The organism is Mumia xiangluensis (genome assembly GCF_010994095.1).
Classification (GTDB): Bacteria; Actinomycetota; Actinomycetes; order Propionibacteriales; family Nocardioidaceae; genus Mumia; species Mumia xiangluensis.
Genome location: NZ_WJYO01000006.1, coordinates 113,924 through 138,796, shown reverse-complemented (window position 1 = coordinate 138,796; position 24,873 = coordinate 113,924). Strand labels below are relative to the sequence as shown.

Annotated in this window: 33 protein-coding genes; 16 read left to right on the top strand and 17 right to left on the bottom strand. The window is 69.9% G+C overall.

Annotated features, from left to right (window positions below; genetic code table 11):
- Positions 1 to 9: 9 nt before the first annotated feature.
- Both GH747_RS18345 and GH747_RS18340 read right to left on the bottom strand, forming a co-directional pair.
- Positions 10 to 582 (bottom strand): CG0192-related protein, encoded by a 573-nt coding sequence (locus GH747_RS18345; protein WP_149771083.1) that lies wholly within the window; start codon positions 580 to 582, stop codon positions 10 to 12.
- 12 nt (positions 583 to 594) lie between these two features.
- Positions 595 to 1,452, bottom strand: a complete 858-nt coding sequence (locus GH747_RS18340; RefSeq protein ID WP_149771082.1) for an alpha/beta hydrolase family protein — start codon at positions 1,450 to 1,452, stop codon at positions 595 to 597.
- Positions 1,453 to 1,505: 53 nt separating this feature from the next.
- Here GH747_RS18340 and GH747_RS18335 point away from each other — a divergent pair, with 53 nt between their 5' ends.
- Entirely contained in the window at positions 1,506 to 2,072 is a 567-nt protein-coding gene (locus tag GH747_RS18335) for a TetR/AcrR family transcriptional regulator (RefSeq protein WP_149771081.1), read from the top strand.
- A gap of 34 nt (positions 2,073 to 2,106) precedes the next feature.
- Here GH747_RS18335 and GH747_RS18330 read toward each other — a convergent pair whose 3' ends face one another.
- The gene (locus GH747_RS18330) at positions 2,107 to 3,039 is read right to left on the bottom strand and encodes a sulfite exporter TauE/SafE family protein (RefSeq protein WP_149771080.1); all 933 of its coding nucleotides are present in this window, start codon (positions 3,037 to 3,039) and stop codon (positions 2,107 to 2,109) included.
- Between the two features lie 97 nt (positions 3,040 to 3,136).
- Here GH747_RS18330 and GH747_RS18325 point away from each other — a divergent pair, with 97 nt between their 5' ends.
- Entirely contained in the window at positions 3,137 to 3,586 is a 450-nt protein-coding gene (locus tag GH747_RS18325) for a pyridoxamine 5'-phosphate oxidase family protein (protein WP_149771079.1), read from the top strand.
- Here the strand turns inward: GH747_RS18325 and GH747_RS18320 are convergent.
- Entirely contained in the window at positions 3,558 to 4,487 is a 930-nt protein-coding gene (locus GH747_RS18320; protein WP_149771078.1) for an SMP-30/gluconolactonase/LRE family protein, read from the bottom strand. The genes GH747_RS18325 and GH747_RS18320 overlap by 29 nt on opposite strands.
- 92 nt (positions 4,488 to 4,579) lie before the next feature.
- Between GH747_RS18320 and GH747_RS18315 the strand changes: the two genes are divergently transcribed.
- A complete protein-coding gene (locus tag GH747_RS18315) occupies positions 4,580 to 5,017 on the top strand; it encodes a phosphatase domain-containing protein (protein WP_149771077.1) in 438 nt (145 codons plus the stop codon).
- On the opposite strand, the gene GH747_RS18310 is transcribed toward GH747_RS18315, so the two are convergent.
- From GH747_RS18310 to GH747_RS18300, 3 genes are read right to left on the bottom strand one after another with little or no spacing between them, the layout of a single operon-like run.
- Positions 4,998 to 5,753 (bottom strand): SDR family NAD(P)-dependent oxidoreductase, encoded by a 756-nt coding sequence (locus GH747_RS18310; RefSeq protein WP_149771076.1) that lies wholly within the window; start codon positions 5,751 to 5,753, stop codon positions 4,998 to 5,000. The two genes, GH747_RS18315 and GH747_RS18310, sit on opposite strands and share 20 nt — an antisense overlap.
- A gap of 33 nt (positions 5,754 to 5,786) precedes the next feature.
- Positions 5,787 to 6,050, bottom strand: a complete 264-nt coding sequence (locus tag GH747_RS18305) for a helix-turn-helix domain-containing protein (protein WP_149771075.1) — start codon at positions 6,048 to 6,050, stop codon at positions 5,787 to 5,789.
- A complete protein-coding gene (locus tag GH747_RS18300) occupies positions 6,050 to 6,538 on the bottom strand; it encodes a DUF2975 domain-containing protein (RefSeq protein ID WP_149771074.1) in 489 nt (162 codons plus the stop codon). Before GH747_RS18300 ends, GH747_RS18305 begins: the two co-directional genes overlap by 1 nt.
- Before the next feature lie 106 nt (positions 6,539 to 6,644).
- On the opposite strand from GH747_RS18300, the gene GH747_RS18295 reads away from it, so the two are divergent.
- From GH747_RS18295 to GH747_RS18285, 3 genes are all read left to right on the top strand, one after another.
- A complete protein-coding gene (locus GH747_RS18295) occupies positions 6,645 to 7,103 on the top strand; it encodes a helix-turn-helix transcriptional regulator (protein WP_228552994.1) in 459 nt (152 codons plus the stop codon).
- Positions 7,104 to 7,108: 5 nt separating this feature from the next.
- Positions 7,109 to 7,519 carry a VOC family protein gene (locus tag GH747_RS18290; RefSeq protein WP_149771072.1) on the top strand — a complete coding sequence of 137 codons (411 nt, stop codon included), beginning with the start codon at positions 7,109 to 7,111 and terminating at the stop codon, positions 7,517 to 7,519.
- Positions 7,520 to 7,642: 123 nt separating this feature from the next.
- Positions 7,643 to 10,042 carry an ATP-binding cassette domain-containing protein gene (locus tag GH747_RS18285; protein ID WP_149771071.1) on the top strand — a complete coding sequence of 800 codons (2,400 nt, stop codon included), beginning with the start codon at positions 7,643 to 7,645 and terminating at the stop codon, positions 10,040 to 10,042.
- Between the two features lie 54 nt (positions 10,043 to 10,096).
- On the opposite strand, the gene GH747_RS18280 is transcribed toward GH747_RS18285, so the two are convergent.
- Positions 10,097 to 10,705 carry a VOC family protein gene (locus tag GH747_RS18280; protein ID WP_149771070.1) on the bottom strand — a complete coding sequence of 203 codons (609 nt, stop codon included), beginning with the start codon at positions 10,703 to 10,705 and terminating at the stop codon, positions 10,097 to 10,099.
- A gap of 222 nt (positions 10,706 to 10,927) precedes the next feature.
- Between GH747_RS18280 and GH747_RS18275 the strand changes: the two genes are divergently transcribed.
- Together GH747_RS18275 and GH747_RS18270 are read left to right on the top strand one after the other, a co-directional pair.
- Entirely contained in the window at positions 10,928 to 11,323 is a 396-nt protein-coding gene (locus GH747_RS18275; RefSeq protein ID WP_149771069.1) for a tautomerase family protein, read from the top strand.
- A gap of 7 nt (positions 11,324 to 11,330) precedes the next feature.
- The gene (locus tag GH747_RS18270) at positions 11,331 to 11,996 is read left to right on the top strand and encodes an SDR family oxidoreductase (protein WP_149771068.1); all 666 of its coding nucleotides are present in this window, start codon (positions 11,331 to 11,333) and stop codon (positions 11,994 to 11,996) included.
- Between the two features lie 19 nt (positions 11,997 to 12,015).
- Here the strand turns inward: GH747_RS18270 and GH747_RS18265 are convergent, their stop codons facing one another.
- A complete protein-coding gene (locus GH747_RS18265; protein WP_149771067.1) occupies positions 12,016 to 12,612 on the bottom strand; it encodes a TOPRIM nucleotidyl transferase/hydrolase domain-containing protein in 597 nt (198 codons plus the stop codon).
- Positions 12,613 to 12,670: 58 nt separating this feature from the next.
- Positions 12,671 to 13,417, bottom strand: a complete 747-nt coding sequence (locus tag GH747_RS18260; RefSeq protein WP_149771066.1) for an SAM-dependent methyltransferase — start codon at positions 13,415 to 13,417, stop codon at positions 12,671 to 12,673.
- Positions 13,418 to 13,507: 90 nt separating this feature from the next.
- Here GH747_RS18260 and GH747_RS18255 point away from each other — a divergent pair, with 90 nt between their 5' ends.
- Together GH747_RS18255 and GH747_RS18250 are read left to right on the top strand one after the other, a co-directional pair.
- Entirely contained in the window at positions 13,508 to 14,191 is a 684-nt protein-coding gene (locus GH747_RS18255; RefSeq protein ID WP_149771065.1) for a class I SAM-dependent methyltransferase, read from the top strand.
- Between the two features lie 21 nt (positions 14,192 to 14,212).
- The gene (locus tag GH747_RS18250; RefSeq protein WP_149771064.1) at positions 14,213 to 15,133 is read left to right on the top strand and encodes a methylenetetrahydrofolate reductase; all 921 of its coding nucleotides are present in this window, start codon (positions 14,213 to 14,215) and stop codon (positions 15,131 to 15,133) included.
- Positions 15,134 to 15,198: 65 nt separating this feature from the next.
- Here the strand turns inward: GH747_RS18250 and GH747_RS18245 are convergent, their stop codons facing one another.
- Positions 15,199 to 15,762, bottom strand: a complete 564-nt coding sequence (locus GH747_RS18245; RefSeq protein ID WP_149771063.1) for a dihydrofolate reductase family protein — start codon at positions 15,760 to 15,762, stop codon at positions 15,199 to 15,201.
- Between the two features lie 221 nt (positions 15,763 to 15,983).
- Here GH747_RS18245 and GH747_RS18240 point away from each other — a divergent pair, with 221 nt between their 5' ends.
- Positions 15,984 to 16,394, top strand: coding sequence for a YciI family protein (locus GH747_RS18240; RefSeq protein WP_149771062.1), 411 nt, complete (start codon positions 15,984 to 15,986; stop codon positions 16,392 to 16,394).
- Between the two features lie 4 nt (positions 16,395 to 16,398).
- Positions 16,399 to 17,613, top strand: coding sequence for an RNA polymerase sigma factor (locus tag GH747_RS18235; protein ID WP_149771061.1), 1,215 nt, complete (start codon positions 16,399 to 16,401; stop codon positions 17,611 to 17,613).
- Positions 17,614 to 17,686: 73 nt separating this feature from the next.
- Here GH747_RS18235 and GH747_RS18230 read toward each other — a convergent pair whose 3' ends face one another.
- The 3 genes from GH747_RS18230 to GH747_RS18220 form a co-directional block, all read right to left on the bottom strand.
- Positions 17,687 to 18,133 (bottom strand): SRPBCC family protein, encoded by a 447-nt coding sequence (locus GH747_RS18230; RefSeq protein ID WP_149771060.1) that lies wholly within the window; start codon positions 18,131 to 18,133, stop codon positions 17,687 to 17,689.
- Between the two features lie 84 nt (positions 18,134 to 18,217).
- The gene (locus GH747_RS18225; protein ID WP_149771059.1) at positions 18,218 to 18,568 is read right to left on the bottom strand and encodes an ArsR/SmtB family transcription factor; all 351 of its coding nucleotides are present in this window, start codon (positions 18,566 to 18,568) and stop codon (positions 18,218 to 18,220) included.
- Positions 18,565 to 19,026, bottom strand: a complete 462-nt coding sequence (locus GH747_RS18220) for an SRPBCC family protein (RefSeq protein ID WP_149771058.1) — start codon at positions 19,024 to 19,026, stop codon at positions 18,565 to 18,567. Before GH747_RS18220 ends, GH747_RS18225 begins: the two co-directional genes overlap by 4 nt.
- 161 nt (positions 19,027 to 19,187) lie before the next feature.
- Between GH747_RS18220 and GH747_RS18215 the strand changes: the two genes are divergently transcribed.
- Positions 19,188 to 19,781, top strand: coding sequence for a carboxymuconolactone decarboxylase family protein (locus GH747_RS18215; protein WP_149771057.1), 594 nt, complete (start codon positions 19,188 to 19,190; stop codon positions 19,779 to 19,781).
- The gene (locus GH747_RS18210) at positions 19,778 to 20,650 is read left to right on the top strand and encodes an RNA polymerase sigma-70 factor (protein ID WP_149771056.1); all 873 of its coding nucleotides are present in this window, start codon (positions 19,778 to 19,780) and stop codon (positions 20,648 to 20,650) included. Before GH747_RS18215 ends, GH747_RS18210 begins: the two co-directional genes overlap by 4 nt.
- A gap of 23 nt (positions 20,651 to 20,673) precedes the next feature.
- On the opposite strand, the gene GH747_RS18205 is transcribed toward GH747_RS18210, so the two are convergent.
- On the bottom strand, positions 20,674 to 21,273 hold the full coding sequence (locus tag GH747_RS18205) for an NADPH-dependent FMN reductase (RefSeq protein ID WP_149771055.1): 600 nt from the start codon (positions 21,271 to 21,273) through the stop codon (positions 20,674 to 20,676).
- Positions 21,274 to 21,384: 111 nt separating this feature from the next.
- Here GH747_RS18205 and GH747_RS18200 point away from each other — a divergent pair, with 111 nt between their 5' ends.
- Both GH747_RS18200 and GH747_RS18195 read left to right on the top strand, forming a co-directional pair.
- Positions 21,385 to 22,212 (top strand): helix-turn-helix domain-containing protein, encoded by an 828-nt coding sequence (locus GH747_RS18200; RefSeq protein WP_149771054.1) that lies wholly within the window; start codon positions 21,385 to 21,387, stop codon positions 22,210 to 22,212.
- 73 nt (positions 22,213 to 22,285) lie between these two features.
- Positions 22,286 to 22,735 (top strand): hypothetical protein, encoded by a 450-nt coding sequence (locus GH747_RS18195; protein ID WP_149771053.1) that lies wholly within the window; start codon positions 22,286 to 22,288, stop codon positions 22,733 to 22,735.
- Positions 22,736 to 22,738: 3 nt separating this feature from the next.
- On the opposite strand, the gene GH747_RS18190 is transcribed toward GH747_RS18195, so the two are convergent.
- Together GH747_RS18190 and GH747_RS18185 are read right to left on the bottom strand one after the other, a co-directional pair.
- Entirely contained in the window at positions 22,739 to 23,563 is an 825-nt protein-coding gene (locus GH747_RS18190) for an aldo/keto reductase (RefSeq protein WP_149771052.1), read from the bottom strand.
- Entirely contained in the window at positions 23,560 to 24,777 is a 1,218-nt protein-coding gene (locus GH747_RS18185; RefSeq protein ID WP_149771051.1) for an MFS transporter, read from the bottom strand. The genes GH747_RS18190 and GH747_RS18185 overlap by 4 nt, the downstream gene beginning before the upstream one ends.
- Positions 24,778 to 24,873: the final 96 nt, after the last annotated feature.

Genomic DNA, 24,873 nt, shown 5'->3' with positions numbered 1-24,873 from the left:
CGATGAGCGTCAGGCGGTGACGAGCACGACGCCCTCGTCCTGACCTGGCCAGCGACCCACGAGGACCGCGCTGCCAGCGGCTGCCACGGCGTCGGACCCGGAGACGACCCGCCGTACGACGAGGGCGGATGCCGGGTCGACGTCGGCACCCGAGCCGTGCGCGAACGTCGTCAGCTCCCGCGACACGAGCTGGCCGTCGTCGTCCTCGACGAGCTCGTCGGCCTGCTCGCCGCCAGTGGCGATCGCGGTGCGGACAGCCTCGACGTACACGGGGTCGGCGGGGCCGTCGTACGCCCACCGATCGCCGAGCACGGAGTGCTGCATCGTGCCGATGAGCGCGGCCTCGGCGCCGGCCAGCGGCGCAGCGCGATAGGTCAACGGGACCTGGAGGACGGGCCCGCCGGGGTAGCGGACCAGCAGGGTCTCGATGCCGACCTCGCCGTCCGGGTCGTCGAAGCGGTACGCACCGACCCGCTCCAGAGCGCCGTCGGCACCTCCGGGGAACCAGGGCTGCGACGGGAGCCAGGAGCTGAGGATCTCGAGCTTGCCCGGGACGAGCTCTGCCCGGTGGATGAGCGCCATGAGGTCATCACATCACGACGGGAGGGTTGCCAGGTGAGGGAGGAGCAGCGACTCCCACAGATCGGCGCGCTCCTTGCGGAAGAACCCGTGGTGGCCGATCGATCGGAGGCCGTGATCGCGAGGGTCGGCGCGGACGACCTCGACGACGGCGTTCGGCAGCCGGTCGGCGAGGTCACGGAAGCTTCGGTCGGCAAGGAGCTCGTCGTCGGTGAAGGAGAGCGACACCGTCGGCGTGGTGACCGCCTCGTACGCCGCGACCAGCTCCGGGAAGTCCGTCCACAGGTAGTCGCGCTTCATGCACCAGCGCCCCCACTGCCGCATCACCCCCGGTGGGAGGTCTCCGAGCACACCGAGACGCTTGCCGGGGAAGTAGCCCGAGACCCCGATCGCGACCGGGGCGATCGCCTTCCAGAGCAGTGGGGCCTGCCAGCGGACCTTCGGCGCGTTGTAGCGCCACGTGCCGGTGCCGGACGAGATCAGGACGGCCCCGGCGAACCGTTCGTGGGTGGCGAGACCGAGCGCCTGACCGCCGAGGCTGTGGCCGACCCAGGTGACGGGGAGCCCGTCTGCTCGCTCGAGCGCGTACGACCCGGCGTCGCGCGCGTCGAGCATCCACCGCATCGCGTCGGCCTCGACCTCGGCCAGCGGGCCTGTCGACGACCAGCCGTAGCCGGTGTAGTCGAACAGCAGGACGGACAGTCCGCGATCGCGCAGCCACGCGGCGAGGTGGCGGTAGTAGGTGGCCTCGGTCGCCATCGCCGGCGCGAGCACGACCACGCCACGAGGACGGCCGAGCGCTTCGAACCAGCACGCACCCAGGGCTCGCCCGTCGGTGGTAGGAATCTCGAGCTCCGCTAGAACAGTCGTCATAGTCCTGAGTCTGTTCTATGACAGTCGTTCTAGTCAAGGGGTACGATCGCTCCATGAAGGACGCACGCTCGACCATGGTCGCCGGCGCGGCATCGATGATCGGCAGGCGAGGCGTGGGCGCCACGAGCGTCCGTGAGCTCGCCAAGCACACCGGAGCGCCGCTCGGCTCGACGTACCACTACTTCCCCGGCGGCAAGGACCAGCTCGTCGCCGAGGCCGTCACGTGGGTGTCCGACCGGATCGAGGTGCTCCTCGGCGACAGCGCGAGCGCTCTCGACGCGTTCGACGCCTTCGTCGAGAGCTGGCGACGCCTCCTGCGGTCGACCGACTTCCATGCGAGCTGCCCGGTTCTCGCCGTCGCGACCGAGGCTCCGGACCTGGGGGAGTCAGGGGAGTCGGTGGCGAGCCAGGCGTTCGCGCGCTGGCACGGCCTGATCACCGCCCGCCTCGAAGGGGACGGCATCGCGGCGGACGACGCGCGGGCGCTGGCGTGGACGATCATCGCCGGGGCCGAGGGCGCCGTCGTGCTCGCGCGGAGCCAGCGGTCGACCGAGCCGCTGGATGCCGTCGCCGCACGCCTGCGATCCGTCGTGGCGGACGCCGTCGACGCGGTGGCGTAGACCGGCTCCGAGGGCGTCCGCCTCGCAGCGCGGGTCAGTGAGCGGCGGCTGCGTCCTCGGCGGTCGGAGTCGGCGTCTCGCCCGCCTCGCGAAGCTCCTCGGCCCGCTCCTTGCGGTACTGGCCGACCGAGTAGGCCACCGCAGCGATCCACAGTGCGGCGAGTGCGACGTACACGAGCGAACGGACGTCACCGGACGCCGCGAGCCAGTCGCTCTTCAGCAGGGTGCGGACGTTCGTGATGATGATCAGGCCGCCCACCAGCGAGCCGAGCACCCGCGGCGGGATGTGGCGGACGAGCCAGGCCGCGATCGGAGCGGCGATCATGCCGCCGATGAGCAGCGCGAGCGCCCAGGTGTAGTTCACGCCCTGCGAGCCGATGCCGACGATGAAGCCGAGGCTCGCCGCGACCGCCACGAGGAACTCGCTGGTGTCGATCGAGCCGATGGTCTTGCGGGGCTCGAGACGACCGCTCGCCAGGATCGCCGGCGTGCCGACGGGACCCCAGCCGCCTCCGCCGGTGGAGTCGACGAAGCCGGCGACCAGGCCCAGCGGCGTGAGGAACCGCTTGCGCAGCGGCTTGCCGAGGTTGCCCTTCGGAAGCCCGGACGCCGTGAAGCGGACCAGGATGTAGATGCCGAGAGCCAGCAGGATCATCGACATGAGCGGCGCTGCGGCCTCGGTCGAGAGGCTGGAGAGGAAGGTCGCACCCGCGAACGCGCCGATCGCACCCGGGATGCCGATCTTCGCGACGACCTTCCAGTCGACGTTGCCGAACTTCCAGTGCGCAGCGCCGGAGACGAGCGTCGTCCCGATCTCGGCGAGGTGGACGGTGGCCGACGCGGCCGCGGGGTTGGTGCCGATGGCGAGCAGGAGCGTCGTCGACGTGACGCCGTACGCCATGCCGAGGCTGCCGTCGACGAGCTGAGCGCCGAGACCGACGATCGAGAGTAGGACCAGGCTTCGCATTGCGTCTCCACCAGATTACGTAAGTCAATAAGTTCGATACACAATAACCAGACTTTCGCTCAACGTGCAAGAAATTCACAGACGATAACGTCCTCTCGTGGATCTTCAGCATCTTGTCGAGCACGTCCGAGCGCGCCGGGACGGCGTCGTCACGACCGTCGGACCCGGCGGCGAGCCCCAAGCCGCGTACGTCGAGCTGACCGCGACCGAGCGAGGGGAGATCGTGTTCGATGCGCGCGCCTCGTCACGCAAGATCGCGAACCTGCGCCAGGACGCACGCGTCGCGATCGTCGTCGGCGGCCGCGACGGGACGACCCTGCAGTGCGAGGGGTTGGCGGACGTGCCGACCGACCTCGACCGCCAGCGCTGCGCGGCGGCGTACGCCCGGGATCTGCCGGAGTACGAGGCGTCGCTGTCCGACCCGGGCATCGTGCTCGTCCGCGTCCGCCTGACGTGGGCACGCTACGCCGACCACCGGACCGATCCCGCGGTGATCGAGGTGGTCGTCGGAGCCGGCGTCAGCGCCGCCAGCGGTCCACGCGCGTGACCCAGTACGGGGTGTCAGGGGTCGGTGGCGTGGTGAACCGGGCGTTGGGGAGGTAGAGCCACTTCCCGAACGCCGCGACCGTCGTCGGCACGTCGAACCCCGGATCGGTGATGACGTCGACCAGGCGACCGTGTCGGCCCTGCCGGTCCAGCCGCAGGACGGCGACCTGGTTCAGCCGGTTCTGCACGACGTACAGGGTGCGCCCCACCAGCAGCATCCCGTCGCCGTTGGCGAGGGAGGTGCCGCCGAGGTCGACCCGCCGCGTGACCCCGGTGCGGGGATCGACACGGTGGAGCTCGCCGAGCGTCGAGTGGACGACGAGCAGGGCCCTGCGGTCCGGGGTCTCGGTGAGACCGTTCGCGCCGAAGCCCGCCCCTTGGACCCAGTCGCCGGACAACGGCAGCGTCACCACGCGGCTCGGGGCGGGGAGCCGTCCGTGGCGGCCGACCGGCACGCCGTACAGCTGCGGCTGCGACGAGTCGGTGAACCAGGCCGTCCGCTTCGTCAGGACGACGTCGTTGACGAACGAGGCCGCGGTCGTGAACTGGTACGACGCCAGCACCTCGCCTGTGCGGGTGCTCACCACCCGCCCGTTGCCCGCCGGACCGCCGGCGACGAAGAGCCGGCCGCGACGGTCGGACTTCAGGCCGACGGACGGGGTGCCGGGCCCTTGGCTGATCACCTCGCCCCGGCCCGTACGCGGGTCGACCTCGTAGACGTCTCCGTCGGCGCGAGACCCGAACCACGCCGTGGGGCCGGGACCGATCGCGATGCCCTCGGGCAGGAAGCCGTCGGGGAGCTCGATCCGGTCCGGGAAGGCTTTCGCGACGGCGGGTGCCGGCGCCAGGACGGCGGCGGCGAACACCGTCGCGGCGGCGACAGCCAGCATTCGAAGGCGCATGGTCGTCACTCCTCGTGAGAGGGAGGGGACCCGGCCACCGTAACCACGAACGGGTGCCCACTGCCAGGTCTACGGGACGGTAGAACAGGGGAGTGGAGACGTGGGACACCAAGATCGCCGGGGTCGTGGAGCTGCCGTCAGGTCGGAGGGTCCGCGGCCGCAGCCTGCGAGCATCGCCTACGCCGGGGGAGGAGCCGGCTCTTGCGGTGGTCCTCGCCGGCAAGCGTCCCGAGAGCGCCCGGTGGGAGCAGCGCTGGATCCCGTGGCGCGACTTCTGGCTGCCGGCGCACCCCGACGAGGCGATAGCGACACTGCGTGAGGCGTACGACCGCGCATCCCGCGACCGCGTCGAGATCGGCTGCGGCGGCGGGATCGGGCGTACGGGCACGGCCCTCGCCGTCCTCTGCGTCCTCGACGGCATGGCGCCCGAAGCCGCGATCACCTGGGTCCGGGCGCACTACCACCCGAGGGCGATCGAGACGCCGTGGCAGCGGCGCTTCGTACGCCGGGTCAGACGAGGCTCGCCGTGAGTCCGCCGTCGAGGACGTAGCTGCTCCCGGTCACCCACGACGCACGGTCGGAGGCGACGAAGCAGACGACCTCGGCGATGTCCTCCGGCGTGCCGAGGCGTCCCTGCTTGGCCGCGACCAGGTCGCCGAACGGGACCTGGGTGGCGCTCTCGAAGTCGGGGCGGAGCCGGTCGACCATGCTCGTGTCCGCGAAACCCGGGCACACGGCGTTGACGCGGACGCCGGAGTCGCGCAGCTCGACGGCCGCGACGCGGGTGAGCTGGATGAGCGCCGCCTTCGTCGCGCAGTACGAGCCGAGCAGGGGACTGCCACCGAGCCCCGCGATCGACGCGATGTTGACGATGTTGCCGCCGGACTGGACAAGATGCGGGATCGCGGCCTTGGTAGCGACGAACGGCCCGCGCACGTTGATCGCGAAGATCTTGTCGAAGCTCTCCGTCGACTGGGACACCAACGGGCTCGAGACCTCGATGCCGGCGTTGTTGACGAGGACGTCGAGCCCACCGAGGATGCGTACGGCCTCGTCGACCGCAGCCTGAACGGCGGACTCGTCGGAGACGTCGCAGCTCGCCGTGCCAGCCGCGCCCAGCTCGGCGCAGGTCTCCTCGGCGGCGTCGGCGTCGAGGTCGCTGATGACTACCCGGGCCCCTCGGTCGATGGCGAGGGCGGCGATGGCACGCCCGATGCCCCGGGCCGATCCGGTGATGAAGATGCGCTTGCCGTCGAGCTCGGACATCAGGGGCCTCCTGGGTGTGTAGGTGTCAGGAGGCTAGCCCAGCGGAGCGGACTCGTCCGACGCCTGTGCATCGTGGACCGACGCGGTGGCGGACGGAGGCTCCCAGCGCAGCAGGTCGCCCGGCTGGCACTCGAGGACCTCGCACAGGGCCTCGAGCGTCGTGAAGCGTACGGCCTTGGCGCGGCCGTTCTTGAGCACCGCCAGGTTGGCGGGTGTGATGCCGATGCGCTCGGCGAGCACCCCCACGGACATCTTGCGCCGCGCCAGCATCACGTCGACGTCGACGACGATCGGCATCAGATCACCTCGTCCAGCTCGGACCGGAGGCTGGACGCCTCGGCATCACGGGCGACGGCCTGGGCGAGGAGCATCCGCAGCACGTACACGAGCAGCGCGACCCCCGCGATCATCAGCCCGAACCCTCCGATGAGGAGGACGATGCCCGGCGGGACCGCCTCGCCAGGAGCCAGGACGACGCCGAGCGCGAAGGCGAGAAGTGCTGCCACGGCGACAGCTCCGATCACGACGTCGACGTAGCGGAACGCGGCGGAGGAGAAGACCGTGTCGCGACGAACCATCGTGAGGAGACGCCACACGCAGACCATGACGACCTGCGCCGAGACGATGCCGAGCAGGACGATGACGACGACGGGCGCGCGGACCCCGGCAGGCGCCTCCTTCAGGTCGATGGCAAGCAGTGGCACCATCACCGCTTGGACGAACACCGAGCCGGCGATGCCGAGCGCCAGGACCACCCTCAGGGTGAGGACGACGACGTGACCCATGGAACCCTCCTTCTCTCGATCAACAATGGGAATCTATCGTTTGTCGACAGATTGTTCAAGAGGCCTTGCTTTCACGAGGCCGGTGCTGTGTGGCACGATCAGCAGGGTGAGCGGTGGACCGGACGACCAGCGCCTGCGTGACCTTGCACTCCTGCGCCGGGTGCGCGACCGGATCGACCGTGAGTACGCCCAGCCGCTGAACGTCGAGGCACTCGCCCGAGGCGTCAACATGTCCGCCGGCCACCTCAGTCGCCAGTTCCGGCAGGCGTACGGCGAGTCGCCGTACTCCTACCTCATGACCCGTCGCATCGAGCGCGCCATGACACTGCTCCGGCGGGGCGACCTCAGCGTCACCGACGTGTGCTTCGAGGTGGGCTGCTCGTCGCTGGGCACCTTCAGCACCCGGTTCACCGAGCTCGTCGGGATGCCGCCCAGCGCCTACCGGCGTGGCGCCGCCGAGGACGCTGCACCGCCGACGGCCGGGATGCCGCGCTGCATCGCGAAGCAGGTGACGAGGCCGATCAGGAATCGAGAAGCGCAGGGGACTCCGCCGCAGCTAGCGTGACGGCCATGAACATCACCATCCACTACGCGTTCCTCCCGCACACCGACGCCGACGCGGCGCTCGGCTTCTACCGCGACACGCTCGGTTTCGAGGTCCGCAACGACGTCGGATTCGGTGGCATGCGCTGGATCACCGTCGGCCCGCCCAACCAGCCGGAGACCGCGATCGTCCTCACGCCGCCGGCCGTCGACCCCGGCATCACCGACGAGGAGCGCCAGACCATCCTCGAGCTGATCGCCAAGGGCAGCTACGCCGCGCTCGCTCTGGCCACCGACGACCTCGACGGCCTCTTCGACCGGCTGCAGGCCAGCGGCGCCGACGTCGTGCAGGAGCCGATCGAGCAGGACTACGGCGTCCGCGACTGCGCCTTCCGGGATCCGACGGGGAACCTGTTGCGCATCAACGAGGTGCGCTGACCCGTACACTGTACGAGTTTGCGTTTGCTCGGTGACCGGAGGAGACCGGAATCGCCTCTAAGGTGGTCCGAGAACGCAGCCCGACCCGACCGCCGACGACGGCGAGACATCGATGGAGAGACGATGAGCAAGGCCACCCCTGCCCGTACGACGGAGTCCGCGCTGCCCTCTGCCGACAGCCACGCTGCTGACACTCACGACCTGATCCGCGTGCAGGGCGCCCGCGAGAACAACCTCAAGGACGTGAGCATCGAGATCCCGAAGCGACGCCTCACCGTGTTCACCGGGGTCTCGGGGTCGGGCAAGAGCTCGCTGGTGTTCGGCACCATCGCCGCGGAGTCACGTCGCCTGATCGACGAGACCTACTCCACCTTCGTCCAGGGGTTCATGCCCAACCTGCCGCGCCCCGAGGTCGACGTCATGGAGGGGCTCACGACGGCGATCCTGGTCGACCAGGAGCGGATGGGCGCCAACCCCCGCTCGACGCTGGGCACGGTCACGGACGCCAACGCGATGCTGCGCAGCCTGTTCAGCCGACTCGGCGAGCCCTACATCGGCGGGCCCACGGCGTTCTCGTTCAACATCCCGACCACCAAGGCCAGCGGGGTGATGACGGGTCCGAAGGGCGAGAAGAAGATCGTCAAGGACGCGGTCTACCTCGGAGGCATGTGCGCCGACTGCGAGGGTCGCGGGACCGTCTCCGACCTCGACCTCTCCGTGATCATCGACGAGTCCAAGTCGCTCAACGAGGGCGCCATCCTCGTGCCGGGCTACACGGCCGACGGCTGGATGGTCGCCACCTACGCCGAGTCGGGCTTCGTCGACCCGGACAAGGCGATCAAGGACTACTCGGAGCGCGAACGCCACGACCTGCTCTACAAGCAGACGACCAAGGTCAAGGCCAAGGGCATCAACGTCACCTACGACGGACTCATCCCCAAGATCCGCAAGTCGATGCTCAGCAAGGACGTCGACTCGCTGCAGCCGCACATCAAGGCGTTCGTCGAGCGCGCGGCGGTCTTCAAGACGTGCCCGACGTGCGACGGCACCCGGCTCAACGAGTCAGCGCGGTCGTCGAAGATCAAGGGGATCGACATCGGCGAGGCCTGCACGCTGCAGATCAGCGACCTGGCGGAGTGGCTGCGCGGTGTCGACGATCCCAGCGTCGCACCGCTGGTCGGGGCGCTGCTGCACCTGTGCGACTCGATGACCGAGATCGGGCTGGGCTACCTCTCGCTCGACCGGCCGTCCGGCACGCTCAGCGGGGGAGAGGCTCAGCGCACCAAGATGGTCCGTCATCTCGGCTCGGCGCTCACCGACGTCACCTACGTGTTCGACGAGCCCACGATCGGGCTCCACCCGCACGACATCGAGCGCATGAACAACCTGCTGCTCGAGCTGCGCGACAAGGGCAACACCGTCCTCGTCGTCGAGCACAAGCCCGAGACCATCGTGATCGCGGACCACGTCGTCGACATGGGACCTGGAGCCGGTACGGGCGGTGGCGAGGTCGTCTTCGAGGGCACCGTGGACGGGCTGCGGGGGAGTGGCACCCGCACCGGCGACCACCTGTCGTACCGCGCGTCGGTGAAGGACTCCGTACGCGAGCGCGACGGTGTGTTCGAGATCCGTGGCGCCAGCACCCACAACCTTCACGACGTCGATGTCGACGTCCCCGCCGGTGTGCTGACGGTCGTGACCGGAGTGGCCGGCTCGGGCAAGAGCTCGCTCATCCACGGCGCGCTCGCGGGTCGCGACGGTGTCGTCACGGTGGACCAGGGTGCGATCAAGGGATCCCGCCGCAGCAACCCCGCGACGTACACCGGCCTGCTCGAACCCATCCGGAAGGCGTTCGCCAAGGCGAACGGCGTCAAGCCGGCCCTGTTCAGCGCCAACTCCGAGGGCGCGTGCCCGTCGTGCAAGGGCGCCGGTGTCATCATCACCGAGCTGGGCTTCATGGACACCGTGTCGACCCCGTGCGAGGACTGCGGCGGCAAGCGGTTCCAGGCCGCCGTGCTGGAGCTCCGCCTGGGCGGGCTCAACATCGCCGAGGTCCTCGACCTGCCGGTCGCCGAGGCGCACGCGTTCTTCGCCGACGGTGAGGCCAAGACTCCCGCCGCTGCGTCGATCCTGTCACGGCTCGAGGATGTCGGGCTCGGCTACCTGCGGTTGGGCCAACCGCTCAACACGCTCTCCGGCGGTGAACGCCAGCGCGTCAAGCTGGCGATGCACATGAAGGAGAAGGGCGGCGTCTACATCCTCGACGAGCCGACCACCGGCCTCCACCTCGCCGACGTCGAGAACCTGCTCCGGCTGCTCGACCGACTGGTCGACTCGGGCAAGTCGGTGATCGTGATCGAGCACCACCAGGCCGTGATGGCCCACGCGGACTGGATCATCGACCTCGGCCCGGGCGCAGGACACGACGGCGGGCGGGTCGTCTTCGAGGGCACGCCCGCCGAGCTCGTGGCCGACCGCTCGACCGTCACCGGGCAGCATCTCGCGGAGTACGTGGGCGGCTGACTCCGGCCGGTCGGCCGGGCGGCCCGAGCTCGCCCCGGCATGCGCGGAGGGTGCTCAGGCGCCTTCCCACACGAAGCCGTCGGGGTCGGTGAACGCCGCGGAGTCGTTGACGATGGCCAACCGGTGCGACCCCTCGCCGTCGACCGGCACGCCTGCATCCTTCGACAGCGCCTTGCGCCCGTACAGACCGAGCTTCACGTGTCCCGCGGGTGCCTTGAACTCGACGTACTTCTTGCCGAAGCTCCGCTCGACGGTCAGACCGTGGTCGACGTAGAACTGCTTGCTCGCGGCGACGTCGGAGGCACCGATCAGCAGCACGACCTCGTCGATCTCCCGGACGGGGCGGCCCTTCTCCTTCTTCGACGGCGTCGCGGCCTTCCAGATCGCTCCGTCGGGCGCCTGCACCACTCCGCCGTAGCCCCAGAGGCTCTTGGCCGCGGGCTTGAGCACGGTGGCGCCGGCGTCGATCGCCGTGCCGAGATAGCTGTCGACGCTCGACGGCTGAGGCAGGACGAGCGAGAGCGTGTACGCACGGAATCCCGTCGTCGGCGCGTCGGAGGGTCGGACCGCGAGCAGGTCACCGAGCCCGAAGGCGTCCTCGTAGAACCGAGAGGCCGCCTCCGGCTCGGAGGCCTCGATGGTGATCGATGCGATGGAAGTCATGACTGCCCCTTCTCCTGATGTTCTCGTCGTCCGAGCGGACACGAGGTCGATGACTTCACGGTAGAAGTCGGGGGAGGGGCAGGGCTTCTCGATTCGTGATCGATGTCGTCGCCGGTCAGGCGCGGCCTGGCTGCGCGCTAAACCCGGGTGCGTCACCGCGTCACGAGCCCGTAGCCTCTGGCGGGTGCCGAGCACCGTTCGGCCGAGCGACAGGAGCCTGGGATGCCCGCAGCCCTCATCGAGGTGCGCCGCCAGTACACCGACGCGCAGGAGGTCGCCCTCATCGAGGCCGTGCACGGCGCTCTCGTGGCAGCCTTCCGCATCCCGTCCCAGGACCGCACCGTGCGCCTCGTCGCGCACGCACCGCACCGCTTCGCGTGCTCGCCGAGGCTCTCGGAGCCCGAGCGGTTCACCCTCGTGACAGTCGACTGCTTCGCGGGCCGGTCGGTGCAGGCGAAGCGAGACCTCTACCTCGAGATCGTCGACCGCCTCGTCGCGCTCGACATCCCGCGCGACCACGTCACGATCACCCTCCGAGAGGCTCCCGCGGAGAACTGGGGCATCCGCGGGGGTCGAGCGGCCTGCGACGTCGAGCTCGGGTTCAAGGTCGACGTCTGAGCCGCGGATGCCTCTCGCTCTGATCACCGGCGCCGCGCGCGCCAACAGCATCGCCGCCGGCATCGTCCCGAGACTGGCCGCCGACGGGTGGGACGTCGCGACCAGCGACGTCAGCGACGCCGACCACCCGTGCGACCTGTCGAGCCCGGCGGCTCCGCAGGAGCTGATCGACGACGTCGTACGACAGCGCGGCCCGATCACCGCTCTCGTCCTGAGCCACGCGTACGACGTCGAGACCGGTGTCCTCGACACCACTGCCGAGAGCTTCGACCACCACGTGGCGGTGAACGCGCGTGCCAGTCTCCTGCTGATCGCGGCGTTCGCGCGTCAGGTCCCTGATGATGGCGGCGCGGTCGTGGCGCTCACCAGCGACCACACCACCGGCAACCTTCCGTACGGGGCGTCGAAAGGGGCGCTCGACCGCATCGTGATCTCGGCTGCGCGCGAGCTCGGTCCACGTGGCATCTCCGCGAACGTCGTCAACCCCGGCCCGGTCGACACCGGCTGGATGGACGCAGAGACGCGCGACACGCTGACCGCGCACCAGCCGCTCGGGCGGCTCGGCACCCCGGCAGACATCGCCGGCGTGGTCGCGTTCCTCGTGGCACCGGAAGGGCGATGGGTGTCCGGCCAGCTCCTGAAGACCGACGGGGCGTTCTCCGCCCGCTACTGAGACGCGAAGAGCTGTGTCGTCATCGCTGGCCTCCCACCCTCGCGATCGGGACTTCTGAGACGTAGGCGAGAACGGCCGACAACGGCTCGGGCACTCGGTCAGGCTCCAGCGCCTCGACCAGCAGCGCCGCGTACAGCGCCTTGCGGCCCGACCTGACACCGAGGAATCGTCGGAGCACGAGCTCGCGGGTCCAGCTGCGCTGAGCGGGCATCCCGGCGAGGAGCCGCAACGACTGCGACTCGCCCGCGACGTCGATGACTGCCTCGACAGCGTCGACTCCCAGTGCCCGGATGAGCTCGTCCTCCAGGTCGACCGAGCACGCGAAGAAGCCCAGCTCCGTCAGCCGAGCACGCGAGGCAGCGGCGCTCAGCCCCGCCGCGACCAGACCGCGCTGGAGCGTGGACTCCTCCGGGGCGTCGTAGAGGCCGGCGAGCGGGATGCCCAACCCGTACGGCCCGTAGTGCGACGCGAACGCCCGCGTGTTGGTGACGCCTCCCATCGAGACGATCTCGACACCCTCGGTCGCGAGGTCACGCTGCTGGCGGGCCGCCAAGGTCTGCAGCGCGACCTGATCACTGTGGCCCTCGACCAGGACGACGACGCGTGGAGTGGTCACGCCGCCATTGAAGGCACGGGGGAGAGGTGGGTCAACCAGATTCCGGTGTGTCCGCCGTTCAGCGGGCCATGAGGGCGAAGACTCCCCAGCCGAGGTACTCACGCTGGTGGCCCGCGTAGCGCGCAGGCTCGGTCGTCAGCTCGGCCCGCACCTCCGACGCCAGCTCGTCGCCCGGGTTCTGGTCGAGCCAGCGGCGGAGGTTGAGCCACTGCGCCGCGGTGTACCGGTCCCAGCTGTCCTGATCGGCCAGCATCATCTCCACGACGTCGTACCCGAGGTCGCTGAACTGCTCGATCAACCCGGGGAGCGGCAGGAAGTCGGTGGGACTCGTGGCGTGGCAGGCCTCCACGGCGGCCTGGTCCGGCGGAGTCCGCCGCCAGTACGGCTCGCCGATCAGCATCACGCCTCCCGGGCGGAGGCTGCGGCTGAGCAGGTCAGCCGTGCCGGCGATGCCGTCGCCGATCCAGCTGGCCCCGACACAGGCGGCGAGGTCGACCGGTTCGTCCGCGACGTAGCCGGCGGCATCGCCGTGGACGAACTCCACCCGGTCAGCGACGCCGAGCTCGTGAGCGCGGGCCCGTGCCTCGTCGGTGAACACCGTGCTGATGTCCACGCCGGGGCCGGTGAACCCCAGGTCACGCGCCCAGGTGCACAGCATCTCGCCGGAGCCGCTCGCCAGGTCGAGTACCCGTGTCCCGGGTGCCAGGCGAAGCGCCTCGCCCAGCGCTGCGTACTTCGCAGGAGTCAGCGGGTTGTGGATGCGAAAGCCGCTCTCGCGGATGGTGAAGATCCGGGGAAGGTCCATGGTGGCGTCGATTCTGGCAGAGGCGAGCAGGCTGCCCGCGGGAGACGAGCAGGTCAGAAAGAGACGGTGCCTGCCTCTAGGGTCGGTCCGGTGAGCCTTCCTCCTCCCACCCGGCCTGCGCCCGCACGACCGACCGATCTCGATGTCGTCCGTGACTCGTACGACCGGGTCGCGGACAGCTACGTCCACCTGCTCGCCACCACGGGCATGGGTGACATCCGCACCACGCCGTGGCTGCGGGCCGCTGTCGACACGTTCGCCGACTCGGTCCACGGTCTCGGCCCTGTCCTCGACGTCGGCTGCGGTCCGGGGACCGTCACGGCCTACCTGCAGGAGCGCGGCCTCGACGTCTCGGGCGTGGACCTGTCACCTCGCATGATCGAGCACGCCGCACGCCTTCACCCCGGGTGCCGGTTCGCCGTCAGATCGGCCACCGAGCTCGACCTCGAGCCGGCTTCGCTCGGAGGCATCCTCGGATGGTGGTCGCTCTTCAATCTGCCGCGCGACGTCTTGGCGGGTGTCCTGGCGACCTTCCACGACGCCCTGGTGCCCGGCGGCCACGCGATCATCGCGACTCACGTCGGAGACGACGACGTGGCTCGGACCGAGGCGTACGGTGGCGTCCCGGTGACGTGGACGACGTACCAGTGGCGACCGGAACGGCTGACTGAGCTTCTCGACGACGTCGGGTTGCGCGTCGTTGCGGATCTCCGGCTGCCGGCTGAGGGCCAGCAGGGCCCGCTCGTCGTGCTCGTCGCCCGACGCGACACCTGATCCGTCAGCTAACTTCGCCCCATGAGCTTGGCGCAACGAATCGCGGCGCGGGGGAGCGAGTTCCTGCTCTTCGCACTGACGCCCCCTCGACTCACCGTCTCTACCGAGCGGGCGCAGGAGATCGCCGACGTGACCCAGAAGCGCCTGGCCCCGCTGCGGGTCGATGGTCTCGTCCTCTACGACATCGACGACGAGAGCGATCGCAACCCGGACGAGCGACCCTTTCCCTTCCTGCCCACGATGGACCCAGCCACGTTCCGGGCCCAGCACCTGAACGACTGGCACGCACCAGTCGTGGTGTACCGAGCAGTCAGCAAGTACCAGGAGAGCGGTCTCCAGGCGTGGCTGGAGTCCCAGGACGCCGACCAGGCATTGACGGTGTTCGTCGGCGCCTCGTCGCGGCACAAGCAGTCAGCGACCTCGCTGGTTCGTGCCCAGGAGCTGTGGGCGCAGACACGACCCGACGTACAGCTCGGGGGCGTCGCCATTCCAGAGCGACACACGCGCCGGGGCGAAGAGCATCTGCGCCTGATCGCGAAGCAGCAAGCCGGGTGCTCGTTCTTCGTCACGCAGGTCGTCTACGACGTCAACGCGGCGAAGGACCTCGTGTCCGACTACCGCTACGAGTGCGCCGCACGTGGCCTCGAGCCCGTGCCGATCGTGTTCACGTTCTCGGTGTGCGGCTCCGTCAAGACGTTGGAGTTCCTGCGGTGGCTCGGCGTCGACGTGCCTCGGTGGCTCCAGAACGACCTGCGCCACGCAGAGGACACGCTTCAGATGTCGTACGAGCAGTCGCTTGCAGCAGCAAGCGAGCTGATCCGATACTGCCGACGCATGGAGGTCCCGTTCGGGATCAACGTCGAGAGCGTCTCGATCCGTCTCGCCGAGATCGAGGCCTCGGTGAAGCTTGCCCAGCAGCTCGACCGGGAGCTTCGTCGCTAGAGAATTGGCGCGCCGATAAGCGACATTATGTCAATCCACGTTCCTTTCGGTCCGCGTTCGGGTCTTCAACGCGTGGTCTCGTACCTGGTCAGGAGCACGCCCTCGGGAAACCTCCGCGTCTCCACCAGGTTCAGGTTCACCCAGCTGTCCAGGGCCGTGAAGAACGGCGTGCCGCCGCCCACCAGGACCGGCGCGGTGACCAGCACGTACTCGTCGATCAGTCCGGCCCGCATGGCCGCCGCGGCGAGTGTCGCGCCGACGATGTCCATGGGCCCGCCATCCTCGGCCTTGAGCCGGGTGATCTCGCTGACAGCGTCGCCGGTGACCAAGCGGGTGTTCCAGTCGACCGGCCTGCTCGTCGAGGAGAACACCACCTTCGGCATGGCCCGCCAGCGACGGGCGTACTCGATCTCCGCCAGTGTGACGCCGGGCTGCTGGTCCGCGGTCGGCCAGTGGGAGCTCATCTCCTCCCACACCTTGCGCCCGTACAGCGCCAGGCCCGTCCCGCCGACCCGGTCGGACCACCACTGGAACAGCTCGTCGCTCGGCACGCTCCAGCCGAGGTCGTCCCCGGGCGCGGCGGTGTAGCCGTCCAGGCTCAGATTCATGGCAAAGGTCAGTTTCCGCACGGCGTCAGCCTCCCGCGACTCGGTACTCGGCGTACAGACCACCGCCGCGCAGATAACTCATCGGTCACACGGTCTGCTGCCGGGTCGGCACCTGACCACACCACTACCCCGCGTCGAGGTCTTACGCTCACGACGAGCCCACGATGTCGAGAACCGCGCACCCGCTCCGCTCTCCAGGTGAAGGGCTCGCACAACGCGGCCTACGAGACCAGGAGGTCACCATGCCGAAGTACCTGCTCCTCAAGCACTACAGCGGCGGCCCGGAGCCGCACCGTCCTGTTCCGCCGATGGACCAGTGGGCGCCCGAGGACGTCGAGGCGCACATGGCGTTCCAGTGGCACGTGAACGACATGCTGCAGAAGAACGGTGAGCTCGTCGACGCCCAGGCGCTCGTGCCGAGCCGCACCTGGGTGCGCTACGGCGGCCCGGACGCAGCGCCCGTCACCACGGACGGTCCGCACCCGGAGACCAGCGACCTCGTCGCCGGCTGGTTCATGATCGACGTCGAGTCTCACGACCGTGCGCTCGAGGTCGCGGCGTACGTCTCTTCCGAGCCCGGCCCTGGTGGTGACCCGCTGTACGAGTGGATCGACGTACGGGAGGTCATGACCCTCCCTCCGGCGGAGGACTGACCGGGTGCGAGACGAGCCTGCACGAGGGTTGGATGAGGGGGCGCTACGCGCCCTCATCCCCCGGGTGCTCGCCGGCCTCGTCCGCCGCGGCGAGGACTTCGACACCGCGGAGGACGCGCTCCAGGAGGCACTCGTGGAAGCGTCGCGGGTCTGGCCCGAGCACCCTCCGCGGGACCCGTTCGCGTGGCTGACGACCGTGTCGGTGCGGCGCCTCGTGGACGCCCGTCGTAGCGAGGCCGCCCGTCTCCGTCGCGAGGAGACCACGTACGCGCAGCCGCGGCCTGGCGGCACCGAGGCTGGGGACGACACGCTCTTCGTGCTCTTCTGCTGCTGCCACCCGGACCTGTCCGCCGCCTCGCAGGTGGCGCTGACGCTCCGTGCCGTGGGCGGCCTCACGACGCGCGAGATCGCCGATGCCTTCTACGTCCCGGAGGCGACGATGGCGCAGCGCATCAGCCGCGCGAAGCGCAGCCTGCGCGGGCGTCGGCTCGACCAGCCCGGTGACCTCGCCGTCGTGCTGCGCGTGCTGTACCTCGTCTACACCACCGGCCACACCGACCGGGTCGACCTGGCCACCGAGGCTATCCGGCTCACCCGCCAGCTCACGCTCGCCACCGACGAGCCCGAGGCACGCGGACTGCTCGCACTGATGCTGCTCAACCACGCTCGGCTGCCCGCGAGGATCGCCCCCGACGGCAGCATCGTGACGCTCGACCGGCAGGACCGCAGCCTGTGGGACGTCCGCGAGATCGCTGAAGGGGTTCGCGTCCTGCAGTCGACTCTCGCGGTGCGGACGGACGCCGCTCCCCCGGGCCGCTACCAGGTCGAGGCTGCGATCTCGGCCCTGCACGACGACGCCGCGTCCGCCGAGGAGACCGACTGGCCGCAGATCCTCGCGTGGTACGACGATCTCGTCGCGCTGCACGACGACCCAGTCCGCGAGCACCCCGCCGCCGTGCTCGGCCGCGCGATCGCGGTCGGCCACGTCCTCGGTGGAGCCGCCGGTCTGCGCGAGACGGATCGAGTGCGCGAGGTGATCGGAGACCGCCACCGATGGCACGCCGTGCGCGGACATCTGCACGAGCTCGAAGGAGACCTGCCCGCGGCCGCCTCGTCGTACGCGGAGGCGGCGCGGCTGGCCACGAACGTCGCGGAGCGCGACCACCTCGTACGCCAGGCCGCCCGTGTGCGGGCCCTCGATCGGAGCGGCTCGTCATGACGCGCGTCGAGCCGCCGCCCCGGCGCCAGGGCGACGGCTCACGGTGCTGACCACCCGGGTCCGAGCCAGCCCCTCAGTCCTGGTCTGCGATGTGCACGTCGTGGGGGCAGGGCGCGCCCGCACCGGTCTCGACGAGCGACTTGAGGCTCATGATGTACGTCGCCCACTTGGTGCTGCAGTGGTGCATGAACTCGACCGGCTCCTTCCAGCCGCGGTGCGCGAACATCAGGATCGTGTAGTCGCCCTCCTGACGGAGGTCCCAGTCGATCGTCGTCCCGACCCACTCCTCCGGCCCGTCGACGACCTTCCATCCGACGTGCTCGGACGACCGGAGGTCCTGGACCTCCATGTCGAAGCCGCCGAGCGGGAAGCGGAACTCGACCACTCCCCCGACGTCGTCGGGCTTCCCCGTCGTGTCCTCGGTCCACCAGCCGGCGAGCCCGTCGATCGTCGCGAGCGCGTCGTACACCTTCTCGGGCGACGTCGTCTCGACTCCGACCCTGTGCAAGATGTCCACCATCTTCTTTCCTCTCGTCGGTGCGCAGGGCGCACTGATCCGTCCCACCACGGTGTGCGGTGGGCTGTTCGTGGGTGACGACCGGGTTCAGACCTCCCGGTCGCGTTGGATCGCCTCGGCGATCCGCTTGATGCGCTGCAGTCGTGCTTCCCAGCTGGCCCCGACCGAGGCGAGCTGAGCGACGGCGCGGGCGAGCTGCGCCTCATCGACCTGGTAACGACGCTCGCGCCCGGCCGTCGTCCCGTGCACGAGTCCGGCGTGGTCCAGGACCTGCAGGTGCTTGGCCACCGCCTGTCGCGTGACGGGGAGCTGGTCGCTCAAGGACGTTGCCGTGCCTGGCCCGGACGCCAGCAACAGGTCGAGCATCCGGCGACGCGTGGGGTCGCCGACCGCCGACCAGAGCTCGTCGTCGACGTCCTCGGCAACCGCGAGGCTCATCGGCGCGTCTCCAGGGTCGCCACGTACGGCGCGATCCGCGCGAGGTAGAAGTCCCAACCCGTGACGTGCTCGTGGTACTGCTGCTCGAGGACGGCGGCCTCCCAGCCCATCTCGCGGAAGCCGGTCTCGGTCATCTTGAGCAGCGTGCCGCCGCCCTTCGGCGTGAGGTCGAACGTGACGAGCAACGAGTTGCCCTCCCCCGCGTCCTCGTCGGCCGGGTGCGTCCATCGGAACGAGAACGTCCGAGGCGGGTCCGCCTCCAGGACGGCGAAGGCGACGACGGTCCCGTCGGTGTCGCGGTCACCGAAGACGATCTCCCCCTGCGAGCCGGGCCTGACCTCGTACGCCGCGTCGTCCGGCCACCACTGCTTCACATGGTCGGGACTGCTCACGACCTCGAAGACGATCTCGGGCGACGCGTCGACGTAGATCTCGCGCTCGATGGTTCCGAACTCCATGACATCCTCCTGCAACCTTTGGTTGCGTATGAGGCTAGCCCACCCCGCGTCCAATCGCAACCATCGGTTGCGCATTGATCGGAGAAGGCGGCGCTCCTGGTGTCACAGGAGTCGCGCGACCGGTGTCTTCATGCCGAGAGCAAGCCACCTCAGGAGGAGACATGACCAGCACGACACGCGTCCCCGAGACCGAGATCACCGGGCTGTACGGGGCGCTGCTCAAGACGATGGCCCGCAGGATGCTCGGAAAGGTGCCGGAGTCGACGGGGGTGATGTGGCACCACCGCACCGCGTTCAAGGACATGATGGGATTCGGGCGCAAGGTCGAGAAGTGGGACGCCCTCGACCCGCAGCTCGCCTCGTACGCCAGCATGGCCGCGGCCGGCGCGATCGGGTGCAGCTTCTGCCTCGACCTGCACTACTTCATGAGCCACAACAAGGGACTCGACGAGGCCAAGGCTCGCGAGGTCCCGCGGTGGCGCGAGTCCGATGTGTTCACGCCCCTCGAACGCCGGGTGATGGAGTACGCCGAGGCGATGTGCCAGACCCCGCTCGCCGTCACCGACGAGATGTCGGCTGCACTCCTGGACGAGCTCGGCCCCGCGGGGCTGATCGAGCTCACCGGCAGGGTCGGGACGATGAACCTCACCGCCCGCGCGAACGTGGCCCTCGGCATCCGCTCGGAGGAGTTCGCCGAGTCCTGCGGTCTGCCCCCGCTCCCCCAGCCCGTCCAGGACGTAGTGTCGCCCGCATGAGCGACGACCCGTTCGTCACCCACCGCAGTCTCCTCTTCACGGTCGCGTACGAGATGCTCGGCTCCGCCGCCGACGCCGAGGACGTGGTGCAGGAGACCTGGCTGAGGTGGGCGGACGTCGACCAGTCCGACATCGCGAGCCCACGGGCGTACCTCGTCCGCATCGTCACCCGCCTGGCGCTCAACCGCCTCCGTACGCTGGCGCGTCGACGCGAGGACTACGTCGGCGAGTGGCTGCCCGAGCCGCTGCTGACCACCCCCGACGTCGCCGATGACGTCGAGCTCGCCGAGAGCGTCTCGATCGCGATGCTCACCGTCCTGGAGACGCTCGGCCCTGTCGAACGGGCGGTCTTCGTGCTCCGCGAGGTCTTCGAGACGCCGTACGACGAGATCGCCGAGGCGGTCGGCAGGACCTCGGCGTCCGTACGGCAGATCGCGCACCGTGCGCGCGAGCACGTCGCCGCGCGGCGCCCGCGCATGGAGGTCGGGCGCCGCGAGCAGCAGGAGGTCGTCGAACGGTTCCTCGCCGCGTTCGTCACGGGCGACGTCCAGGCACTGATGGACGTCCTCGCACCCGACGTCGTCGTGGTCTCCGACGGCGGTGGCCTCGTGCAGGCGGCGCGCAAGCCCATCATCGGCGCGGAGAAGTTCGCGAGGTTCTTCACGATCGCGCACTCCCGGCGACCCGCCCCGCTCACCGGCGAGCCGATCTGGCTCAACGGTGCGCCTGGCATCCGGCTCGAGCTCGGCGGGGTGCTCAGCGGCGCGATCAGCCTCACCGTCGAGGACGGGCGGATCACGAAGGCGTACGGGATCTGGAACCCCGAGAAGCTCGCGCGGCTCGACCGGGAGGCACTGCTCGTGCGCTAGCCAGACCACGCGCGCGGGGACTGTCACCCCGGGTAGGGCACCCGCTGTCGGGCGTCCTTCAGGGCGGTGGCCCACCAGTCGAGCTGCGCGAACATCCCCTTGGCGTACACGGCCGCCTGCTCGTCGTGCGGCAGACCGGCCTCGAGGTCGAAGTTCAGGTAGTAGTTCGGGAACGCCAGCCCGTCCCGGATCGTGACCGCGTGCAGCTCGGTGAGGACGTTCTCGAGGTGCAGCACGGCGTGACGTCCACCGGCCGCACCCCCATAGCTGACGAACGCGACCGGCTTGGCCGTCCACTGGCTGAAGTGCCAGTCGATCGCTGCCTTGAGCGACGCGGGATAGCTGTGGTTGTACTCAGGGGTCACGATGACGAACGCGTCGGCGGCCGCCAGGCGCTCCGTCAGCGCGGACATCCCGGCTGGGCGCGGGTAGGCGTCGCCGGCCAGCTTCGGGGACTCCGCCGGCAGCGCCAGCGGGACGTCGATCTCCGCCAGGTCGACGACGTCCACGTCGAATCCCCCGTGCTCCCGTGCCTGCTCGGCGGCCCACGACGCGACGACGGGGCCGAATCGCCCCTCTCGGACGCTTCCGACGAGGATGACAAGTCTGCTCTTCTCGCTCATGCAGCCAGCCTGGAACGCGTCGGCGGATGCAACCAGACCGCGCTCAGGCTGGCCCTGGCAGGGCCACGCTCGCCGCCGTGGAACCTGCACGCCACGCCGTACTGTGGGCGCATGAGCACGCCCCTCGGCGACTTCGTCCGCGCACGTCGCGACGCCACCTCGCCCGAGTCCCTCGGTCTCACCCCGGTCGGCAGGCGCCGGGCCCCCGGCCTTCGCCGCATGGAGCTGGCCGCGCTGGCCGGCATCAGCGTCGAGTACCTCACCCGCATCGAGCAGGGTCGCGACCGCAACCCGTCCATCCAGGTCGTGCACGCTCTCGCCGAGGCCCTCCGCCTCGACGTCGACGACCGTGAACACCTGCGCAACCTCACGAAGGCGACCTCCGGCGAGTGCGTCAGCGTGGTCCCGCACCGGACCTCGGTCCGACCTGCGGTCCAGGCGATCCTCGACCAGCTCGAGCCGGGCGCCGCCGCCGTCGTCAACCGGATCGGCGACATCCTCGCTCTGACCACGGGTTTCGACCAGCTCGTACGCCCGCTCGGCGTGCTCGACACGCACGAACCGAACCTCACGCGATACGTGTTCACCGACGAGCGAGCCCGACGCGCCTTCCCCGAGTGGGACCGGATCGCCGACGAGCGCGTGGCCGAGCTCTGGCGCGGCCCGTCGACCGACCGCTCCCGGGCGTTCGTCTCGGAGATGACCGTCACGGTCGGTGACGCGTTCACCCGCCGACTCGAGCGCCATGCCTCGCTGGCGCGCCAGGCGCAGCGCTGGACCCATCCGTCGGCAGGCGAGCTGCGCCTCGACTGCGAGATCCTCGACCTCCCCGTCGCTGACGGGCAGCAGATCATGGTGCTGGTGCCGGCGGACGACGCGACGACGACCGCGCTCGAGTCGCTGCGCAGGCGCGGAGCCGGTTCGCTCCGCGCCGTCTGACGACCCGTCAGCACGAGGGGATGCCCACGCAAGCGCGGGTATCCCGGGACCCGACCCGGTCTACAGTCGGCAGATGGGACTCGATGCCGACTACCCCGCGGTGGTGACGACCGTGCCGCACCGTGTACCGGTCTGGGACGGCGCGCGACACGTCATCGCCCACCTCGAACCACCCGACGGACCGGGCTCGCACGCGAACGTCACCTGCTGGATCGACCGGTCCAACGGCCGGTGGTACCGCACGCTGTCCACCTTCGGCCTTCCGGCGGGCTCCTTCGCGTACGTCTCGGCCGAGCTCACGACCGTGTTCCACGGGGGCGACCGGTTCCCGTTGCACGAGTGCGCCGCCACGACGGACACACCTGGGAGCCGTTGGCGGCTCAATCCCGCGATCGTGGCCACGATCCTCGCCGGCACCGCTCTGGCCGGCGCGGCAGCCCTGAAGGTACGCCGCCGCCGCGTCCGACCGCCCGGCCCGCCGGTTCCCCCGGAGCCGCCTGAGACCCCGCACGGGATCGGCTGACGCTCAGCCGTTGAAGGTCGCCGGGTCCGGCCCCGTGCGCCGACCGGCCTCCAGACCGTCGATGCGCGTCACCTCGTCCGAGGTCAGCGTGAAGTCGGTGATGGCGAGATTCTCCGCGATCCGCGACGGCGTGACGGACTTCGGGATCACGACGCGGCCCTGCTCGAGGTGCCAGCGCAGCACCACCTGCGCGGGGGTCCGGCCGTGTGCCGCGGCGATCTCGGCGACGACCGGGTCGCCGAGCACCCCTGCCTGTGCGAGCGGGCTCCACGCCTCGGTCACGATCCCGTGCAGGGCGCCGGCGTCCTGGACGCTGCGCTGCTGGAGCTCGGGGTGCACCTCGATCTGGTTCACCGCGGGCACCGGACCGCCGAGGGCGATGATGGCGTCGAGATGCTCGGGGAGGAAGTTCGAGACACCGATCGACCGCGTGAGGCCCGAGGCGCGCAGCTCCTCGAACGCCTCCCATGTCTCGGCGAACAGGCCGCGGCCCGGGGCCGGCCAGTGGATCAGGTAGAGGTCGACCCGGTCGAGGCCGAGGCGCTCCAGACTGGCCTCGAGGGCGGGGCGGGCGTTGTCGCGCCCCTGGTCGGTGTTCCACAGCTTCGTGGTGACGAAGAGGTCGTCCCGCGCGAGCCCGGACTGCGCGAGTGCCTGACCGACGCCCGTCTCGTTGCGGTAGGCCGCGGCCGTGTCGATGCTGCGGTAGCCGGCCTCCAGGGCCGAGCTGACCGCTGCCGTCGTCTCCGCGCCGGGGACCTGGAAGACGCCGAATCCGATCTGCGGCATGGTGACGCCGTCGTTGAGAGTCACGGTGGGGATGGTCATGCGATTCCTTCTGTCGAGAGCTGGTGGGAAGACGTCGGGTGTAGTGGGGCGAGCTTCTCCTGTCGGACGGTACGACGCGCTCCGGCCGCCGCGCCCGCCATGACGATCAGCGCGAGGGACGTGATCACGGCCCCCGCCCAGATCGGCGACGTGTATCCGAGCCCGGCGGTGATCGTCACGCCGCCGATCCACGCCCCCAGCGCGTTGCCGAGATTGAACGCCGCGATGTTGGCCCCGGAGGCGAGCGACGGCGCGTGCACCGCGTACCGCATGATCCGGGTCTGGAGGCCCGGGACGGTGGCGAACCCGAGGCCACCCATGAGAAACACCGTGACCGTCGTCGCGGTCCGGCTCTGCGCCGTCAGCGCGAACGCCACGAGCACGGCGACCAGCCCGGCGAGCACGACCAGCAGGGTCGCGTCGATCGCCCTGTCGGCGAACCGTCCGCCGAGGACGTTGCCGACCAGGAGCCCGAGCCCGAACAGCACCAGGAGCCACGGTACGGACGAGGATGCGAAACCTGAGACCTCCGTCAGGGTGTATGCGATGTAGGTGAAAGCGCCGAACATGCCGCCGAACCCCAGGACGGTGACGACGAGCGACAACCACACCTGGCCGCTGCGGAAGGCGTGGAACTCCTCCCGCAGGCGCGTGGGCACATGACTTCTGCGGTCGTCCGGCACGAGGGCGAGGACGCCCAGGAAGGCGACCACGCCGATCACCGTGATCGCCCAGAAGGTCGAGCGCCACCCGAGCTGCTGGCCGAGGAAGGTCCCGAACGGCACACCGAAGACGTTCGCGGCGGTGAGGCCGGTGAACATGATCGCGACGGCGCCCGCCTTCTTCTCTGCGGGCACGAAGCTGGCCGCGACGACCGCGCCGATCCCGAAGAACGCCCCGTGGCACAAGGCGGCGATGACGCGCCCTGCAAGCATCACCTCGTACGACGGGGCGAGAGCCGACGTCATGTTCCCGGCGACGAACAGCACGAGCAGCCCGAGCAGCACGCGCCTGCGCGGTAGACGCGTCGTGGCGGCGGTCAGGCCCAGCGCCCCCACGACGACGCTCAACGCGTAGCCCGTGATGAGCCATCCTGCCGCCGCCTCGCTGACTCCGAAGTCGGTGGCGACCTCGGGCAGCAGGCCCATGATGACGAACTCCGTGAGGCCGATGCCGAACCCGCCCAGGGCGAGCGCGATCAGTCCTGCAGGCATCTCTGATTCCTTGCTGGTGGAGCCGGTATGGACCGCGTACGCTGGTAGTTGCACACGCGCACTATTGACGATTGCACGCAGCAATAGGCCGCGCAA